This window comes from Nonomuraea sp. NPDC051298, assembly GCF_055586305.1.
In genome coordinates this window covers 428,349-444,854 of sequence record NZ_JBVJIM010000004.1, presented here as the reverse complement: position 1 = coordinate 444,854, position 16,506 = coordinate 428,349, and the positions used below count along the sequence as shown (strand labels likewise).

Below are 16,506 nucleotides of genomic sequence, written 5' to 3'. Positions count from 1 at the left end.
CAGTTCTACAGGGGAAGGCCGCCGGTGGCCGAACTGGTGCTGCCGGTCGCCCGGTAGGCGGCGATCGTACGTTCCGCGATGCGCATCTGGTGGATCTCGTCGGCGCCGTCCGCGAAGCGGGCCCAGCGGGCGTGCTGGAACATGCTCGCCAGCGGTGTGTCCGTCGAGTAGCCGAGTGCCCCGTGCACCTGGATGGCGCGGTCCACGATGCGGTTGAGGCTGCCCGCCACGAAGTGCTTGGCCATCGACACCTCCGTACGGAAGTCCTCGCCCCGGTCGATCTTGGAGGCAGCGTGCAGCACCATCAGCTTGCACTGGTACAGCTCCATGGCCGAGTCGGCGATCAGCCACTGGATGCCCTGCTTCTCGGCCAGCAGCGAGCCGTGGCTGTAGCGCTGGAGCGCGCGGTCGACCATCATGTCCAGGGCCGTCTCCGCCTGTGAGATCCAGCGCATGCAGTGGGCCAGCCTGGCCGGGCCGAGGCGGTGTTGGCGCCCCGCGAGCCCTCGGGCACGTCCTGCTCCGTCCGGGCGATGAGGATGGCGAAGTTCGCCCGGCGGGCGTTGGAGATGAACCACTTGTGCCCGTTGATGACCCACTCGTCGCCGTCCTGGACCGCCTCCGTACGGATGAGGGTGGGGTCGGAGCCGGCCACCTCCGGCTCGGTCATGGCGAAGCAGGACATCTGCGTGCCGTCGAGCAGCGGCCGCAGGTACTTCTCCCTCTGCTCGTCCGTCGCCCAGTGCAGCAGGGTGTGCATGTTGCCCTCGTCGGGGGCCTGGCAGTTGAGCACCCACGGGCCGATGCGCGTCTTGGCCGCCTCCGACTGCACCATGGCCAGCTCCACGTGTCCCAGGCCCATGCCGCCCCACTCCTTCGGCATGTGGGGCAGCCACAGGCCCTGCGCCCTGGCGAGGGAGCGCAGGTGGAAGATGGTACGGAGGTAGGCGTCGCGATCGTCCTCCGCCAGGTCCTCCATGGCGGGGACGACCGTGTCCCGGATGAAGGCGCGGACCCGTTCGCGGATCTCCTCGTGCTCGGGGGCGAGGGTGAAGTCGATGGCCATGCCGGTGGTTCTCCTTCAGGAGCGCGATTTCACCGATCGTAGCGGCGGCCGTCCTCGGCGAGGAGGGCGCGGCGGGGCCGTCGGGCCCACGGGGTGCCCAGCTCGGAGTAGAGCGCCAGCTCCGCCGCGCAGCGGTCGGTCAGCTCGACCACGCCCGGCAGCACCCGGCTGACGACCTCGCCCGCCGCGTCCCGCCGCAGGAGCTGGTGGTGCTCGGGGATCGGCGCCGGTTCACGGGCCAGCCGCACCGCGTCCACGACCCGGGTGAACCGCTCGGTGGCCGCGAGCGGCGCCAGCAGGTCGGCGCCCGTGCGTACGTGGTCGATGAGGTTCTCCAGCAGCCCCGCGCGCTCGTGCACGGTCGTCGTGACCGGCCCGCCCGCGAGCCGCACCTCGAGCCGGTCGCGGGTGTAACCGAACGTGGCCCGGCCCCGGTCGCCGTGCACCACCAGGTACGGCTCGTTCCGCGGGCTCCGCTCGGGCGCGCACAACGTCACCGCGATCGTGATCACCTGCCCGCCGCCGAGCCGGATCCGCACGCAGGACGTGTCGTCCGACTCGATCGGGTGGGCGTGGTACAGCTCGGTCTCGATCTCCTCGATGGGCCCGTCGGCCAGCGCGAGCGCGGTCGCGACGGCGTGCGCGAACGGGTTGGTCAGCGCGCCGTCCATCACGTCCACGCCGTCCAGCCGCCGCCTGCCCGCCCATGGGGAGCGGGTGAAGTACGCCGGGCTCCGGTCCCAGGCGCCCGCGCCGCCGATGCCGCGTACCCGGCCGAGCGTGCCGTCCGCGATCAGCCGCCGCAGCGCGGGGACGGCCGCCGAGCCCAGCGACTGGAAGCCGACCTGGCAGGCCAGCCCGGTCTCCGCCACCGCGGCGGCGATCCTGCGCTGCTCCCGCAGGCTGGGCGCGGGCGGCTTCTCCAGCAGCACGTGCGAACCGGCGCGCAGCGCGGCCACGGCCAGGTCGGCGTGCGTGTCGATCGGCGTGCTGACGATCGTGAGCCGCGCGCCGGTCTGCCCGATCAACCCGGCCAGGTCCGGCGACTGCGCGGGCGCGGCGAAGTCCACCTCCACCGGCCGCAGGTCGCAGATCCCGGCCAGCTCGACCACGCCGCGCCCGGCCAGCCCGCGCAGGACGTCCAGGTGGTGGCGGCCATGCCCCTCGGCCCCGGCCAGGACGACCCTCACCGGCCCCATCACGCCCACCTCAGCCCGAGCCCGGCGTGCCCGCCCGCGCGCAGCACGCCGCCGGAGACCTCCACCGGGTACGGCTCGGCCAGCAGGCCCAGCCGGGCGAAGGAGGCGTCCTCCACGTCCTCCACCAGGCCCGGCAGCGGCAGGCACAGGGCCAGTTGCCCCGACACCTCCCTCAGCAGGTGCGGATGGACCGGTACGCCGTACGTCCTGGCCAGCTCCGCGATCCGCAGGAACGGCGTGATCCCGCCCACCCGCACCACGTTCGGCTGCACCACGTCGCAGGCCCCCGCCGCCAGCAGGTCGCGGAAGCCGTAGGCGGTGTAGACGTTCTCGCCCACCGCGACCGGCACGTCGACGGAGCGGCGCAGCTCCACGTGCCCGGCCACGTCGTCGGCCGGCAGCGGCTCCTCGATCCAGTGCGGGCCGAACTCCCGCAGCGCGGCCAGCGCCCGGCGGGCCCGGTGCAGGTCCCAGCGCTGGTTGGCGTCGAGCATCAGCAGCCGGTCGGGGCCGATCACCTCGCGTACGGCCGCGACCCTGGCGACGTCCTCGGCCAGGTCGGGGCGGCCGACCTTGATCTTGACGCCCCGGTGTCCGGCCGCCACCCAGCGCCGGGCCTGCCCGACCAGCTCCTCCAGCGGGTAGTGCAGGTTGACGCCGCTGCCGTAGACGGGCACCTCGTCGCGCCGCCGTCCCAGGACGTCGGTCAGGGCCTCGCCGCCGCAGCGCAGGTCCCACAGCGCCAGGTCGACGCCGGCCAGCGCGATCGTGGTGATCCCGCCGGGACCGGCCTCGCGCAGGTGCCGCCACAGCCGGTCCCACACCACCTCGGGGTGGGCGGGCAGCCCGGCCAGCGCCGCGCGCAGGTCGTGGTCGAGCAGCGCCTTGACGGCGTGCGCGCCGATCTGCGGCGTCCACGCGAACCCGGTGCCGGTACGTCCGTCCGCCAGCGTGACGTGGGTGACGATCACGTGGTTGGCGGGCACGTCCTCGCCCCAGGGGCGCGGCAGCGGCACCGTACGCAGCTCCGTACGCAGGTCCGCGACCGGGGAGCCGCCCGCCCTCACGCGGTCACGTCCTTCAGCTCGGTACGCCAGGTGCGCTTCGGCCGCCAGCCGAGCAGTCTGCCGGCCTTGGCGATGGAGAAGGCGGGGGCGGTGCCGGTGAGCCCGGAGGCGAGGGCCTCGGTGCCGGGCACGACCTGGGGCAGCAGGTCGGCCAGCGGCTTGCGGGCCAGCGCGTCGGCCGCGCCGGCGAAGAAGACCTCGCCGTTCGGCAGCTCCGGCAGCGCCTCGGTGAGCACGGCGATCATCTCGGCGGCGTCGCGGGAGTCGATGTAGTTGAACAGCGACACCCCGCCCAGCTCCGGCCGGTCCAGCCGCTCGCGTACGGTGTGGCCGGTCTGCGTGGGCGCGCCCGCCCACTCCTCCGGCGGGATCACGAAGCACGGCCGTACCGCGGCCAGCCTCGTGCGCCCCGCCACGGCGAACGCCCGCATCGTCTGCTCGGCGGTCGCCTTGGACAGGTTGTAGGCGTTCCAGGGGCGCAGCGGGTGCTCCTCGTCGATCGGCAGGTACGCCGGCAACCAGCCGCCGGGCGCGCCGTACCCCATGACGGTGGGGCTGCTGGCCACCACCACGCCCGCCACGCCCAGGGCCACCGCCGCCTCGCACACGTTGAACGCGAGCCGCGTGTTGACCTTGAAGATGACCGACTCCTGGTGGCTGAACGGGGTCGCGATCGCGGCCAGATGGATCACCGACTCGGGCCGGAACCTGGCGATCACCTCGAACGCCTCGCCCGTGTCGGTGAGGTCGGCCGGTGCCGTCGCGGCGGCCTCCGCCGGTGTGCCCGGGGCGCGGTCGACGCCGATGACCTCGTGCCCGGCCGCCGCGAGCGTGCGGACCACGCTGCGGCCGAGGCGTCCCGCGCTTCCGGTGACGAGGACTCTGCTCACCGTGGAGGGCTCCTTCAAGATTGCAAACAGTTGCATCAAACCTATGTCTCAGGAGAGGCGAGGCGTCAAGAGGCGATTTCGTCACCTGCTGTAGACGTCCGGACAGCCCGGCGTCTAGCTGGGGCTTCCTGGTGCCGACCCGGCCAGGAGCCGGCTTCCTGCTCGGCGACCTTCATGCAAGCGGTTGCGTTAGGCTGGATGATCGTGACGGTGACGATTCGCGATGTGGCCAGGGCGTCGGGCGTGCACGTATCCACGGTCTCCCGGACGTTCTCCGCCCCGCACCTGGTCAACGCCGCCACCCGCACGAGGGTGCTGAGCGTGGCCGAGGAGTTGGGCTACCGGCCCAACCGGGCGGCCAGGGCGCTCACCACCGGGCGCACCCACAACCTCGGGCTGATCGTGGCCGACCTCGCCAACCCGTTCTTCCCGCCGTTGGTCAAGGCCGCGCACGCGGCGGCCAGGCAGCGCGACTACCACCTGTTCGTGGCCGACACCGACGAGCGGCCGGCCGCGGAGGAGGAACTGGCGCTGGCGTTCTCCAAGCAGGTGGACGGCCTGGTGCTGTGCAGCCCGCGCTCGTCGGGCAGGACGCTGGAGCGGCTGGCCGAGCGGGTGCCGGTCGTGGTGGTCAACCGGCGGCTGCGCGGCGTGCCCACCGTGCTGATGGACGTCGGCCACGGGGCCGGGCTCGCGGTCGAGCACCTGGCCGGGCTCGGGCACACGCGCGTGGCGCTGGTGTCGGGGCCGGCGGGCTCGTGGACGAGCGACGAGATCCGTACGGCGGCCGGCCAGGTGCCCGGCGTCGAGGTCGTGGTCGTCGGCCCCAACCCGCCCACCGAGCGCGGCGGCCACGCGGCGGCGGCCCGGGTGCGCGACTCGGGCGCGACCGGCGTGCTGGCCTACAACGACCTGGTGGCCATCGGGCTCATCGAGGGCCTGGGCGAGCTGGGGCTGGGCGTGCCGCACGACGTCAGCGTGGTGGGGGTCGACGACATCGTCCCCGGCCGGCTGAGCCGCCCCAAGCTCACCACGGTCGCCATGCCCACGGCCGCGGCGGGTCGCCTGGCGGTCGATCTGCTCATCCAGGGGGTGAACGCCACCACTTCGCTGGAGACCCGCCTGGTCATCAGGGACTCCACCGCCGCTCCACGCCAGTGATCACATCTGCAAACGGTTGTACTGAAGCGCAGTTTTATTCATCCGACGTATCGAGTGATCAAGCGTGCTAACTGGGAGAATGTCATGGCGATATATCGATAACAGCGATGTAACGCCTGCAAAGGGTTGACGCAACTTCACTGTCAGCTATAGGAAAGCGCTATCCGTTCACTTCTCGCCGGAGGGTCCGTGATGGCTGAAGTCTCGGTGGCCGTGAAACCCCGGCGCGTGGTGCCCGGCCTGCCCGTACGCGGCGGTCCCCGCGCCACGAGACGATCGCGCCGGGAGGCGCGGGCGGCCTACCTCTTCCTGGCTCCCTGGTTCGCCGGTCTGCTCGTCATCACGATCGGCCCGATCGTGGCCTCGCTCTACCTGTCGTTCACCGACTACAGCCTCCTGGAGGAGGCCAGGTGGGTCGGGTTCGACAACTACACCAGGATGTTCACCGAGGACCCGAGGTTCCTGTCGTCGCTGAAGGTGACCACGGTCTACGTGGTCGTCTCGGTCCCGCTGCAACTGGCCTTCGCGCTCGCGCTGGCCCTGGTGCTCGACCGAGGGCTGCGCGGCCTGTCGATCTACCGCTCGATCTTCTACCTGCCGTCCCTGCTGGGCGGCAGCGTCGCGATCGCGATCCTGTGGCGCAAGGTCTTCGGCGCGGACGGCCTGGTCAACGCGGTGCTGTCGGTCTTCGGCATCCAGGGCCCCGGATGGGTGGGCGATCCGGACACCGCGCTCGGCACGCTGATCCTCCTGCACGTGTGGACGTTCGGCGCCCCGATGATCATCTTCCTGGCCGGGCTCCGCCAGATCCCCGCCAGCTACTACGAGGCCGCCGCGGTCGACGGGGCCGGGGCGCTGCGCCAGTTCAGGTCGATCACGGTGCCGCTGCTCACGCCGATCATCTTCTTCAACCTGGTGCTGGAGCTCATCAAGTCGTTCCAGTCGTTCACGCAGGCGTTCATCGTCAGCGGCGGGAAGGGCGGCCCCGCCGACTCCACGCTGTTCTACACGCTCTACCTCTACCTGCAGGGGTTCAAGAACTACGACATGGGCTACGCCGCCGCGATGGCGTGGGTCCTGCTGCTGATCATCGCCGGGCTGACCGGGGTGAACTTCCTGGCTTCCAAGTATTGGGTCTTCTATGGCGACACGAAGTAGGCCGATCCCGGCGCTGTTCCGCCCGTTCAGGGGCGGGCGCGTGGTCAGGCACGTCCTGCTGATCGGCTTCGGCCTGGTCATGCTCTACCCGCTGCTCTGGATGATCTCCAGCTCGCTGAAGCCGGAGGAGCTGATCTTCCGGCAGCCCGGGCTGTGGCCCGGGGAGGTCACGCTGGAGAACTACACCGAGGGCTGGTACGCGCTCAAGCACCCCTTCGGCTACTACCTGTGGAACTCCGCGGTGGTCACCGGCCTGTCGGTGGTGGCCAACCTGGTGGCCTGCTCGCTGGCCGCGTACGCGTTCGCCCGGCTGGACTTCCCGCTGAAGCGGCTCTGGTTCGCGGTCATGCTGGGCACGATCATGCTGCCGCACCACGTGACGATCGTGCCGCAGTACATCATGTTCTCCGAACTCGACCTGATCAACACGATCTGGCCGCTGGTCATGCCCAAGGTGCTGGCCACCGACGCGTTCTTCGTCTTCCTCATGGTGCAGTTCATCCGTACGCTGCCGCGGGAGCTGGACGAGGCGGCCGAGATCGACGGGGCCGGCTACTGGCGCATCTTCGTCAGGGTCGTCATGCCGCTGTGCCTGCCGGCGCTGGCCACGACCGCGATCTTCACGTTCATCTGGACCTGGAACGACTTCCTCAGCCAGCTCCTCTACCTCAACAATCCCGACAACTTCACCGTGACCGTAGCGCTGCGTACCTTCCTGGACGCGAGCAGCGACTCGTCGTGGGGCCCGATGTTCGCCATGTCGATCGTCGCGCTCGGCCCCATCTTCGGGTTCTTCCTGGCCGGCCAGAAGTACCTGATCCGCGGTGTCGCGACCACGGGCCTGAAATAGCTCCTCAAGCCCCCCGACAGAGCAGAACACCCAAGGAGGTAGAGCCGTGAGCTCTGGCAAGAAGACGTGGTCGGCGGCCCTGCTCGCCACCGCGGTGCTGGTGGTCACCGCGGCCTGCGGCGGCGCGGGCGGCGGCGAGAGCGCCGACGGGACGGTCAAGCTGCGCTTCGCCTACTGGGGCAGCGACGCCAGGCAGAAGATGACCGAGGAGGCGATCAAGAAGTTCGAGGCCAAGAACCCGGGCGTCGACGTCGAGGGCGAGTTCTCCGACTGGGCCAGCTACTACGAGACGCTGTCCACCAAGGTCGCCGGCAGCGACGCGCCGGACGTCATCAGCCTGGAGATCCGCGGCCTGCGCGAGTACGCCGACCGCGGCACCCTGGCCGACCTGGCCGGCAAGGTCGACACCGCCGACCTCGACGCCAAGGTGCTGGCCACCGGCGCCATCGACGGCAAGCAGTTCGCCGTCCCCACCGGGGTCAACGCCTTCTCGCTGCTCGTGAACCCGGCCCTGGTCGAGCGGTCGAAGGCCGAGCTGCCCGACGACACCCAGTGGACGTGGGACGACTACGTCGAACTGGCCGCCCGGATCACCTCGGGCAGCGGCGGCGAGGTCACCGGCACCCAGCTCAGTTGGAACCCCGCGTACCTGCAGATCTACGCCACGCAGAAGGGCGAGCCGTTCTACCAGGGAAACAAGCTCGGCCTGTCGCCCGAGACCGTCAAGGAATGGTGGGCGATCATGCAGAACCTGATCAGGACCAAGGGCGCCCCCGACGCCGCCAAGAGCTCCGAGATCGGCGCGACCAGCATCGACCAGTCGCTGCTCGGCACCAACTCCGGTGCGATGGGCATGTGGTGGAGCAACCAGCTCGGCGCCGCCGCCAAGGCCTCCGGCGGGCAGCTCGACCTGCTGCGGATGCCGAAGCTCAGCGGGGCCGCGAGCGGCGGCATGTTCCTGCAACCGGCCATGTTCTACAGCGCCTCGTCCACGACCGGGCACGCGGCCGAGGCCGCCGCGTTCATCGACTTCATGATCAACGACCCCGAGGCGGGCCAGATCATCCTCAGCGACCGCGGCCTGCCCGCCAGCTCGAAGGTCCTCGCGGCGGTACGCGACAAGCTGCCCGAGGCGGACAAGAGGACGCTGGCCTTCCTCGACGAGACCAAGGACGAGCTGACCGACCCGCCCGCCGCCCCGCCCAAGGGCGCCAGCGCCATGGAGGACATCCTCACGCGGTACTCGGAGGAGGTCATGTTCGGCCGGATGACCCCCGACGACGCCGCCCAGAGGTTCATCACGGAGGCCAACGCCTCCATCGCGGGTTGAGGAGAGACATGAGGTACGCGTTCGTCGGGCTCGGGCACCGCGCGCAGATGTACGTCGACGCGCTGCTCGGGGAGTGGAGCGACGCCGGCGCCATCGCCGCCCTGTGCGACACCAACCGGACCCGCATGAACCACTACGCGGACCGGATCGGCGAGCAGGTGCCGTGCTTCGCGCCCGAGGAGTTCGACCGGGTGCTCGGGCTCGCCGACGCGGTCATCGTCACGACCGTCGACGCCACGCACGCCCACTACGTGTGCGCCGCGCTCGACGCCGGTCTCGACGTCGTCGTGGAGAAGCCGCTCACGATCGACGCCGACGGCTGCGCGGCCATCGCCGAGGCGGCCGAGCGCGGCACCGGCAAGCTGATCGTGACCTTCAACTACCGGTACGCGCCGCGCAACTCCGCCGTACGCCGCCTGCTCATGGACGGCGCCATCGGCGAGGTGACCTCGGTGCACTTCGAGTGGACGCTCGACACCATCCACGGTGCCGACTACTTCCGCCGCTGGCACCGCGACCGGGCCAACTCCGGCGGGCTCCTCGTGCACAAGTCCACCCACCACTTCGACCTGGTCAACTGGTGGCTGGGCGCGGCGCCCGAACTCGTCTTCGCCCAGACCGACCTGCGCTTCTACGGCGCGGAGAACGCCAGGAAGCGCGGCCTGGCCGACCGGCCCGAGCGCGCGCACGGCGCCCCCGGGCTGGGCACGGACCCGTTCCTGCTGGACCTGTCCGCCGACGAACGGCTCAGCCGCCTCTACCTGGACGCCGAACACGAGGACGGCTACCACCGCGACCAGGACGTCTTCGGCGACGGCATCACCATCGACGACAACATGTCGGTCATGGTCCGCTACGACAACCGCGCCGTGATGACCTACTCCCTGCACGCCCACGCCCCCTGGGAGGGCTACCGGGTGGCCTTCAACGGCACGGCCGGGCGGCTGGAGCTGGACGTGGTCGAACGGGACTGGACGCCCGTACACGCCGCCATCGACCCGAGCGCCGCGTCCAGGAAGCACGCCACCGGCTCGTCGGAGCGGCTCACGCTGCACCGTCACTGGAGCCGGCCGGAGGAGGTGCCCATTGAAACAGGGGCCGGTGGGCACGGCGGCGGCGACCGGCTGCTGCTCGACGACGTCTTCCGCGGGCCGGGCACCGACCCCCTGGCCCGCCAGGCCGGCTACCGCGACGGCATCCGCAGCGTACTGACCGGCCACGCGGCCAACCTCTCCGCCAGCACCGGCACCCCCGTCCACCTGACGAACCACGGCATCCGCGTCCGCTGACCGGGCCGGGCCCGCCGACCTGTACCGGCCTCCGATGGGACGGCCGCCGCCCGTGCTGTCGCGGGCGGCGGGCAGGGTCTCAGTTTCCCTGTTTCCAGGTGGCGATCAGTTGGTCGTAGTCCACCGTCTCCGGTTTGCCGCGTTCGTCGGTCAGTTTCGGTGCGGGGGCGCCCGGCTGGTCGTACCAGTACTGGGCCGGGCGTTCCGGGTTCAGCTTGGGCGCGCACTGGCCGCCGTAGCCCTGGCGTTCGCGGGAGAGCCGTTCCAGCCGGGACAGGATGTCGTCCTGCTGCCTGGCCAGGTTGTCCATCGACTGTTGCGGGGTAGTCTCGCCCGTCACGGCGGTGGCCACGTTCTGCCACCAGAGCTGGGCCAGCTTCGGGTAGTCGGGCACGTTGGTCCCGGTGGGGGTCCACTGCTTGCGGGCGGGCGAGCCGTAGAACTCGATGAGGCCGCCGTAGTTCTTCGCGTTGTCGGAGAAGTACTCGCTCCTGATGTCGGAGTCGCGGATGAACGTCAGCCCGACGATCGACTTCTTCAGCGACACCGTCTTCGAGGTGACGAACTGCGCGTACAGCCAGGCCGCGGCGCGGCGGTCCTGCGGCGTGCTCTTGAGCAGCGTCCAGGAGCCGGCGTCCTGGTAGCCCAGCTTGTTGCCGGTCTTCCAGTACGCGCCGTGCGGGCTCGGCGCGATGCGCCACTTGGGTGTGCCGTCAGCGTTGACCACCGGCAGGCCGGGCTTGGTCATGTCGGCCGTGAACGAGGTGTACCAGAAGATCTGCTGGGCGACGTCGCCCTGCGCGGGGACCGGGCCGGCCTCGCTGAAGTTCATGCCCGCGGCCTCGCGGGGGGCGTACTTCTTCAGCCAGTCGACGTACTTGGTGAGCGCGTAGACGGCGGCCGGGCCGTTGGTGTCGCCGCCACGGGTGACCGACGAGCCGACCGGGCGGCAGTTCTCCACGCGGATGCCCCAGTCGTCCACCGGCAGGCCGTTGGGGATGCCGGGGTCGCCGTTGCCCGCCATGGACAGCCAGGCGTCGGTGAAGCGCCAGCCCAGCGACGGGTCCTTGCGGCCGTAGTCCATGTGGCCGTAGACCTTCTTGCCGTCGACGGTGCCGTTGCCGTTGACCTTGTTGGTGAAGAAGTCGGCGATGTCCTCGTAGGCCGCCCAGTTGACCGGTACGCCGAGGTCGTAGCCGTACGCGTCCCTGAACTGCTTCTTGATCTCCGGGTCGGTGAACCAGTCGTAGCGGAACCAGTAGAGGTTGGCGAACTGCTGGTCGGGGAGCTGGTAGATCTTCTTGTCCGGGCCGGTGGTGAAGCTGATGCCGATGAAGTCGTTCAGGTCCAGGGTGGGCGAGGTGACGTTCTTGCCCTCTCCCGCCATGTAGTCCGACAGGGGCACGACGTAGTCGCCGCGCGAGTGGGTGCCGATGAGGTCGGAGTCGTTGACGTAGGCGTCGTAGATGTTCTGGTTGCCCTGGATCTGGGTCTGGAGCTTCTCGACGACGTCGCCCTCCTGGATCAGGTCGTGCTTGATCCGGACCCCGGTGATCTCGGTGAACGCCTTGGCGAGCTGCTGCGACTCGTACTGGTGGGTGGTGATCGTCTCGGAGACCACGTTGATCTGCATGCCCCGGTACGGGGCCGCGGCCTTGGTGAACCAGTCCATCTCCGCGAGCTGCTGATCCTTGCTCAGCGTGCTCGGCGTGAACTCCTCCGACACCCACCGCTGGGCCGCAGCCCTGCCGTCGGCCTCCTTGAAGTCGCTCGCCGGGCGCTGCGCGCTCTGTGTGCAGCCGGCCGCCACCAGGGCGAGCGCGGCCAGACCTGCGGCCAGGGACCTGCCTGCCCGATGCCTCATCGCTTTGGCTCCTCCTCTGTTAGCCCCATATGCCGATCACGACCGCCACGAGCACCGCGCAGCCGAGCGCGAGCCACATGGACAGGTCGGTGATTGCGATCCAGCCGGCCAGCACGACGGCGGCACTGATCAGGCCGATGTAGAGCCGATCGCCCCGATCGGTCTCGATGCGCAGGAAGCCCCGCCTGGCCACGGGAGGGGAGAGCCGGCCCCAGATCGCCATGGCGACCAGGAGCACGGCCAGCCCGGCGAAGACCAGGGCCGTGGGCACGGTCCAGACCATCCACTCGAGCATCGGCTAGACCCTTCCCAGGGCGAAGCCCTTGGCGATGTAGTTGCGTACGAACCAGATGACGACCGCGCCTGGGACGATGGTGAGCACTCCCGCCGTGGCCAGCAGCCCCCAGTCCACGCCCGCCGCGCTGACCGTCCTGGTCATCGTGGCGGCGATGGGCTTGGCGTCGACCGAGGTGATCGTGCGGGCGATCAGCAGCTCGACCCAACTGAACATGAAGCAGAAGAACAGCGTGACGCCGATCGCGGACCGGATCATCGGCAGGAAGATCCGGACGAAGAACCGCGGCAGCGAGTAACCGTCGACGGCCGCGGTCTCGTCGATCTCGCGGGGGATCCCGGACATGAACCCCTCCAGGATCCAGACCGCGAGCGGCACGTTGAACAGCATGTGCGCGATGGCCACGCCGAGATGCGTGTCGAACAGCCCGACGCTCTGGTAGATCTGGAAGAACGGCAGCAGGAACACCGCCGGCGGGGCCATGCGATTGGTCAGCAGCCAGAAGAACAGGTGTTTGTCCCCGGCGAACCGGAAACGCGAGAACGCGTACGCCGCGGGCAGCGCCACGACGAGCGACATCACGGCGTTCAGCGAGGTGTAGACGATGGAGTTCAGATAGCTGGAATACCACGCGGAGTCGGTGAAGAAAGTGGCGTAGTTGGCGAACGTCACCCGCTCGGGAATGAGCGAGAAACTGCCGAGGATGTCCTCGTTCGGGCGGATCGACATGCCGAACATCCACAGCAGCGGCAGCATGAGCGTGGCCACGTAGAGCCAGAAGACCGTGCGCGCCCAGGGGAGCCGCCGGCCGACGCGCCCGTCCGTCGTCACCGCCATGACCTCACCTCCCCGACCTGGTGAGCACGGTGAAGAAGACGTAGCAGAGGATCTGCACGATCAGGAAGTAGAGCAGCGAGAACGCCGCCGCCGGCCCCACGTCGAACTGGCCCACCGCGATCTTGGACAGCAGGATGCTGAGGAACGAGGTGGCGTTGCCCGGACCGCCCCCGGTCACCACGAACGGCTCGGTGTAGATCATGAAGCTGTCCATGAACCTGAGCAGGATCGCGATCGTCAGCACCCCGCGCAGCCGGGGGAGCTGGACGTGCCGGAACGTGGCCCACGCCGAGGCCCCGTCGATCTGCGCGGCCTGGAAGTACGGCTCCGGGATCGACCGCAGCCCCGCGTACGCCAGCAGCGCCACCAGTGGTGTCCAGTGCCAGACGTCCATGACCAGCACCGTGATCCAGGCGTCGGTCGAGTCGAGCGTGTAGTTGAAGTTGATCCCCAGCACGTTGTTGACCGTCCAGCCGCCCAGCCCGATGTCGCCGCGGGCGAAGATCTGCCAGATCGTGCCCACCACGTTCCACGGGATGAGCAGCGGCAACGCGACCAGCACCAGCGCCGCCGACACCCACACGCCGCGGCGCGGCATGACCACCGCCAGCGCCACGCCCAGCGGGATCTCCAGCAGCAGCACCTGCGCCGAGAACAGCAGCGTGCGGACCAGCGCCGAGCGCACCTCCGGATCCCGGGAGATCGACCGGAACCACTCCAGCCCGACGAAGACCCGTTCGCTGGGGCTGAAGACGTCCTGCACGGAGAAGTTGACCACGGTCATCAGCGGGATCACGGCGGTGAACGCCACCGAGACGACCACCGGCAGCACCAGCCACCAGGCCCGGTTGTCCTTGCGCTTCAGCGCGGCGCGCGACTCGTCGTCGGCCACCTCGGTGGTGGCGGCCGAGGTCGCGGTGGTCTGCTCGCTCACGGGCGGCCCCTTCCGTTCAGGGGCGCGAGTGAGCCGCATCTGACCTCGTCCCGGAACAGGAACGTGCGCTCGGCGGGGAAGCGCAGGAACGTGAGCGCTCCCGGCTCGTGGGAGGAGCCCGCCTCGGTCCTGGCGACCATCGGGTGCTCGCCGACGAGGGTGTGGACCAGGTCGTACGCGCCCATCCGGTCGACCCCGGTCACCCGGGCCGGCACACCGGGCGAGACGTGCGCGCCGCCGATCCCGACGAACTCGGGCCACACCCCGATCCGCACCGGCCCCGGCGGCAGTACGCCCTCGTCGCCGTCGGCTCGCACGACCGAGCCCACGTCGTCCTGTCCGACGCGGACGACGTCGCCGACGATCTCGGCGGGCAGCACGTTCATGCCGGGTGAGCCGATGAAGTGCCCGACGAACTCGTGCGCCGGCGACAGGAACAACTCCGCGGGCTCGCCGGCCTGCACGATCTCCCCGTCGTTGAGCACGACCACCTCGTCCGCGAACGTCAGCGCCTCCGTCTGGTCGTGGGTGACGTAGATCAGCGTGTGGCCGGTGTCGCGGTGGATCTCCTTGAGCTTGCCGCGCAGCGCCCACTTCAGCGCCGGGTCCACCACGGTCAGCGGCTCGTCGAGCAGGACGGCCGCCACGTGCGGGCGGACCAGCCCGCGTCCCAGGCTGACGATCTGCTGGCGGCCCGGGTCGAGTCGCCGCGACCTGCGGCGCAGCACCTGGTCGAGGCCGAGCAGCCGGGAGACCTCGCGGACGCGCCGGTCCACCTCGTCCTTGGGGTATTTGCGGTTGCGGAGGGGGAAGGCCAGGTTGTCGTAAACGGACATCTCCTCGTACAGGACGGGGAACTGGAAGACCTGCGCGATCTCGCGGCCCGCGGTGGGCACGCCGGTGACGTCGCGGTCGTCGAGGAAGATCCGGCCGGTGGTGGGGGTGAGCAGGCCGGAGATGATGTTCAGGAGCGTGGACTTGCCGCAGCCGCTGGGGCCGAGCAGCGCGTACGCACGGGAGCTGTGCCACGTCCACGTCGTCGGCTTGAGCGCCCACGTCCGGCCGCCGTCGTAGCTGTGGCCGACGCCCTCCAGCCGGATGTCAGCCATGCGGGTCCACCTCCACGGCGCTGGTGGACGGGAGCGGGTTGTCGGTGGACGGGAGCCGGTCGCCGTCCTCGCCGAACACGAAGACGTGCGCGGGGTCCACGTAGGCGACCGTGGTCTCGCCCGGGGTGAAGCGGCGGGTGCCGGGCAGTTGGGCGACCAGGTGGCGGCCGTCCTGGAGGAGCAGGTGCAGGAAGGTCGCGCTGCCGGTGACCTCGGCCACCCTGATCTCGGCGGGCAGCTCCAGCGCGCCGGGCCGGTCGCGGGTGATCGTCACCTGGTGGGGGCGCACGCCCACCAGGACGTCACGGCCGGCGGCGTCCGCGGGAGGCACCGGGAGCGTTGTGCCGAGCCCCTCCGCCGGGGGCACCGGGAACGATGTGCCGAGCACCTCGATCCGCCCGTCGCGTACGACGCCGGGCAGCAGGTTGAGCGGCGGGTCGCTGAGCGTGGCGGCGACGGTCAGGGTCGGCGGGCGGGCGTACATGTCGGCGGCGTCGCCCGCGTGCCGGACCCGGCCCTCGCCCAGGACCACGGTCGGAGCCGCGAACGTCAGCGCCTCGTTCGGGTCGGCGGTGGAGTAGAGCACCACGCCCGGGGAGTCGGCGAACATGGCCTTCAGGTCGGCGCGTAACTGCTCGCGCAGCTTGAAGTCGAGGTTGGCGAGCGGCTCGTCGAGCAGCAGCACGTCGACCGGGCGGGCCAGGGCGCGGGCGATCGCGGTGCGCTGCCGCTGCCCGCCCGACAACTCGGCGGGCCTGCGGTCGAGCAGCCCTGACAGGCCCATCAGCTCGGCCACCTCGCGCACCCGCCGGTCCACGCCATCGCGCCGGTAGGCGGCGTCGAGGCGGAGGGGGGAGGCGATGTTCTCGTAGACGGTGAGCGACGGATAATTGATGAATTGCTGATAGACGAAGGCGACCGAACGTTTTCGCACCGAAATTCTGGTGACGTCTTTCCCGCCGACCACCACCCGCCCGCGGTCCGGTGCCAGCAAACCGGCGGCGACGCGCATCAACGTCGTCTTTCCCGCCATCATCGGGCCGAGGAGGGTGGTCATTCCACGGGGAAATTCGAGGTTAATGTCGTCGAGCCAGGTCTCGCCACGCTGCCGTACGGAGATGCCGTCGAGAATCACCGTCACTGTGCCCGGTCCTCTCTGCTTACCTCCCTTCTAACATGATCTGAATGTGCCTGCAAAGAGTGATTTGATCTCCGTGAAGACCGCGCCATCGCGCCCGGGGCGGCGACGGAGACGCCCCGGCCTCCTGCGGGACCTCCCCGAGCAGGGGCTTCGGTGAGCCCTCGTGAGGCCGGTCAACCGGCGCGGCTCAGGTCACGTGAATGCCGCCCCGGACGGAGTCGAGATGACTCTCCGCGAGGGAGAGGGTTTCGCCGCCCGAGGCAGGGCTGAACATGCTGTCCCGCAGGTCACGCATATTCGGTGCGATATTCGACCC

Annotated in this window: 16 protein-coding genes; 5 read left to right on the top strand and 11 right to left on the bottom strand. The window is 70.1% G+C overall.

Annotated features, from left to right (window positions below; translation table 11 throughout):
* Positions 1-5: 5 nt before the first annotated feature.
* The 5 genes from ACZ6S0_RS15640 to ACZ6S0_RS15620 are packed head-to-tail and all read right to left on the bottom strand — an operon-like array spanning position 6 to position 4,222.
* Positions 6-455, bottom strand: a complete 450-nt coding sequence (locus ACZ6S0_RS15640; protein ID WP_465917116.1) for an acyl-CoA dehydrogenase family protein — start codon at positions 453-455, stop codon at positions 6-8.
* Positions 416-1,066, bottom strand: coding sequence for an acyl-CoA dehydrogenase family protein (locus tag ACZ6S0_RS15635; protein ID WP_465917113.1), 651 nt, complete (start codon positions 1,064-1,066; stop codon positions 416-418). Before ACZ6S0_RS15635 ends, ACZ6S0_RS15640 begins: the two co-directional genes overlap by 40 nt.
* 29 nt (positions 1,067-1,095) lie before the next feature.
* A complete protein-coding gene (locus ACZ6S0_RS15630; RefSeq protein WP_465917109.1) occupies positions 1,096-2,265 on the bottom strand; it encodes a Gfo/Idh/MocA family protein in 1,170 nt (389 codons plus the stop codon).
* Positions 2,265-3,332 (bottom strand): mandelate racemase/muconate lactonizing enzyme family protein, encoded by a 1,068-nt coding sequence (locus ACZ6S0_RS15625; RefSeq protein WP_465917105.1) that lies wholly within the window; start codon positions 3,330-3,332, stop codon positions 2,265-2,267. Before ACZ6S0_RS15625 ends, ACZ6S0_RS15630 begins: the two co-directional genes overlap by 1 nt.
* Positions 3,329-4,222: an NAD-dependent epimerase/dehydratase family protein gene (locus tag ACZ6S0_RS15620; protein WP_465917101.1), complete on the bottom strand. Its 894-nt coding sequence runs from the start codon at positions 4,220-4,222 to the stop codon at positions 3,329-3,331. The genes ACZ6S0_RS15625 and ACZ6S0_RS15620 overlap by 4 nt, the downstream gene beginning before the upstream one ends.
* Positions 4,223-4,426: 204 nt before the next feature.
* On the opposite strand from ACZ6S0_RS15620, the gene ACZ6S0_RS15615 reads away from it, so the two are divergent.
* The 5 genes from ACZ6S0_RS15615 (at position 4,427) to ACZ6S0_RS15595 (ending at position 10,010) form a co-directional block, all read left to right on the top strand.
* Positions 4,427-5,383: a LacI family DNA-binding transcriptional regulator gene (locus ACZ6S0_RS15615; protein ID WP_465917098.1), complete on the top strand. Its 957-nt coding sequence runs from the start codon at positions 4,427-4,429 to the stop codon at positions 5,381-5,383.
* Positions 5,384-5,575: 192 nt separating this feature from the next.
* Positions 5,576-6,541: a carbohydrate ABC transporter permease gene (locus ACZ6S0_RS15610; RefSeq protein WP_465917095.1), complete on the top strand. Its 966-nt coding sequence runs from the start codon at positions 5,576-5,578 to the stop codon at positions 6,539-6,541.
* Positions 6,525-7,391, top strand: a complete 867-nt coding sequence (locus ACZ6S0_RS15605; protein ID WP_465917093.1) for a carbohydrate ABC transporter permease — start codon at positions 6,525-6,527, stop codon at positions 7,389-7,391. The genes ACZ6S0_RS15610 and ACZ6S0_RS15605 overlap by 17 nt, the downstream gene beginning before the upstream one ends.
* A 46-nt stretch (positions 7,392-7,437) precedes the next feature.
* Positions 7,438-8,721 carry an ABC transporter substrate-binding protein gene (locus ACZ6S0_RS15600; RefSeq protein WP_465917090.1) on the top strand — a complete coding sequence of 428 codons (1,284 nt, stop codon included), beginning with the start codon at positions 7,438-7,440 and terminating at the stop codon, positions 8,719-8,721.
* Positions 8,722-8,729: 8 nt separating this feature from the next.
* Positions 8,730-10,010 (top strand): Gfo/Idh/MocA family protein, encoded by a 1,281-nt coding sequence (locus ACZ6S0_RS15595; protein WP_465917085.1) that lies wholly within the window; start codon positions 8,730-8,732, stop codon positions 10,008-10,010.
* A 79-nt stretch (positions 10,011-10,089) separates the two neighbouring features.
* On the opposite strand, the gene ACZ6S0_RS15590 is transcribed toward ACZ6S0_RS15595, so the two are convergent.
* From ACZ6S0_RS15590 to ACZ6S0_RS15565, 6 genes are read right to left on the bottom strand one after another with little or no spacing between them, the layout of a single operon-like run.
* On the bottom strand, positions 10,090-11,874 hold the full coding sequence (locus ACZ6S0_RS15590) for an ABC transporter substrate-binding protein (RefSeq protein ID WP_465917081.1): 1,785 nt from the start codon (positions 11,872-11,874) through the stop codon (positions 10,090-10,092).
* Between the two features lie 19 nt (positions 11,875-11,893).
* Entirely contained in the window at positions 11,894-12,169 is a 276-nt protein-coding gene (locus ACZ6S0_RS15585; protein WP_465917077.1) for a DUF2160 domain-containing protein, read from the bottom strand.
* Positions 12,170-12,172: 3 nt separating this feature from the next.
* Positions 12,173-13,006 (bottom strand): carbohydrate ABC transporter permease, encoded by an 834-nt coding sequence (locus ACZ6S0_RS15580; protein WP_465917074.1) that lies wholly within the window; start codon positions 13,004-13,006, stop codon positions 12,173-12,175.
* 4 nt (positions 13,007-13,010) lie between these two features.
* Positions 13,011-13,940 carry a carbohydrate ABC transporter permease gene (locus tag ACZ6S0_RS15575; RefSeq protein WP_465917070.1) on the bottom strand — a complete coding sequence of 310 codons (930 nt, stop codon included), beginning with the start codon at positions 13,938-13,940 and terminating at the stop codon, positions 13,011-13,013.
* Positions 13,937-15,049, bottom strand: a complete 1,113-nt coding sequence (locus tag ACZ6S0_RS15570; RefSeq protein WP_465917066.1) for an ABC transporter ATP-binding protein — start codon at positions 15,047-15,049, stop codon at positions 13,937-13,939. Before ACZ6S0_RS15570 ends, ACZ6S0_RS15575 begins: the two co-directional genes overlap by 4 nt.
* Positions 15,042-16,190, bottom strand: a complete 1,149-nt coding sequence (locus tag ACZ6S0_RS15565; RefSeq protein WP_465917061.1) for an ABC transporter ATP-binding protein — start codon at positions 16,188-16,190, stop codon at positions 15,042-15,044. Before ACZ6S0_RS15565 ends, ACZ6S0_RS15570 begins: the two co-directional genes overlap by 8 nt.
* Between the last annotated feature and the right edge of the window lie 316 nt (positions 16,191-16,506).

Excerpts from the sequence above, each read along its gene's own strand:
- ACZ6S0_RS15640 (WP_465917116.1), bottom strand. The coding sequence starts at position 455 with ATGCGCTGGATCTCACAGGCGGAGACGGCCCTGGACATGATGGTCGAC.
- ACZ6S0_RS15635 (WP_465917113.1), bottom strand. The coding sequence starts at position 1,066 with ATGGCCATCGACTTCACCCTCGCCCCCGAGCACGAGGAGATCCGCGAA.
- ACZ6S0_RS15630 (WP_465917109.1), bottom strand. The coding sequence starts at position 2,265 with ATGGGGCCGGTGAGGGTCGTCCTGGCCGGGGCCGAGGGGCATGGCCGC.
- ACZ6S0_RS15610 (WP_465917095.1), top strand. The coding sequence starts at position 5,576 with ATGGCTGAAGTCTCGGTGGCCGTGAAACCCCGGCGCGTGGTGCCCGGC.
- ACZ6S0_RS15605 (WP_465917093.1), top strand. The coding sequence starts at position 6,525 with ATGGCGACACGAAGTAGGCCGATCCCGGCGCTGTTCCGCCCGTTCAGG.
- ACZ6S0_RS15595 (WP_465917085.1), top strand. The coding sequence starts at position 8,730 with ATGAGGTACGCGTTCGTCGGGCTCGGGCACCGCGCGCAGATGTACGTC.
- ACZ6S0_RS15590 (WP_465917081.1), bottom strand. The coding sequence starts at position 11,874 with ATGAGGCATCGGGCAGGCAGGTCCCTGGCCGCAGGTCTGGCCGCGCTC.
- ACZ6S0_RS15585 (WP_465917077.1), bottom strand. The coding sequence starts at position 12,169 with ATGCTCGAGTGGATGGTCTGGACCGTGCCCACGGCCCTGGTCTTCGCC.
- ACZ6S0_RS15580 (WP_465917074.1), bottom strand. The coding sequence starts at position 13,006 with ATGGCGGTGACGACGGACGGGCGCGTCGGCCGGCGGCTCCCCTGGGCG.
- ACZ6S0_RS15570 (WP_465917066.1), bottom strand. The coding sequence starts at position 15,049 with ATGGCTGACATCCGGCTGGAGGGCGTCGGCCACAGCTACGACGGCGGC.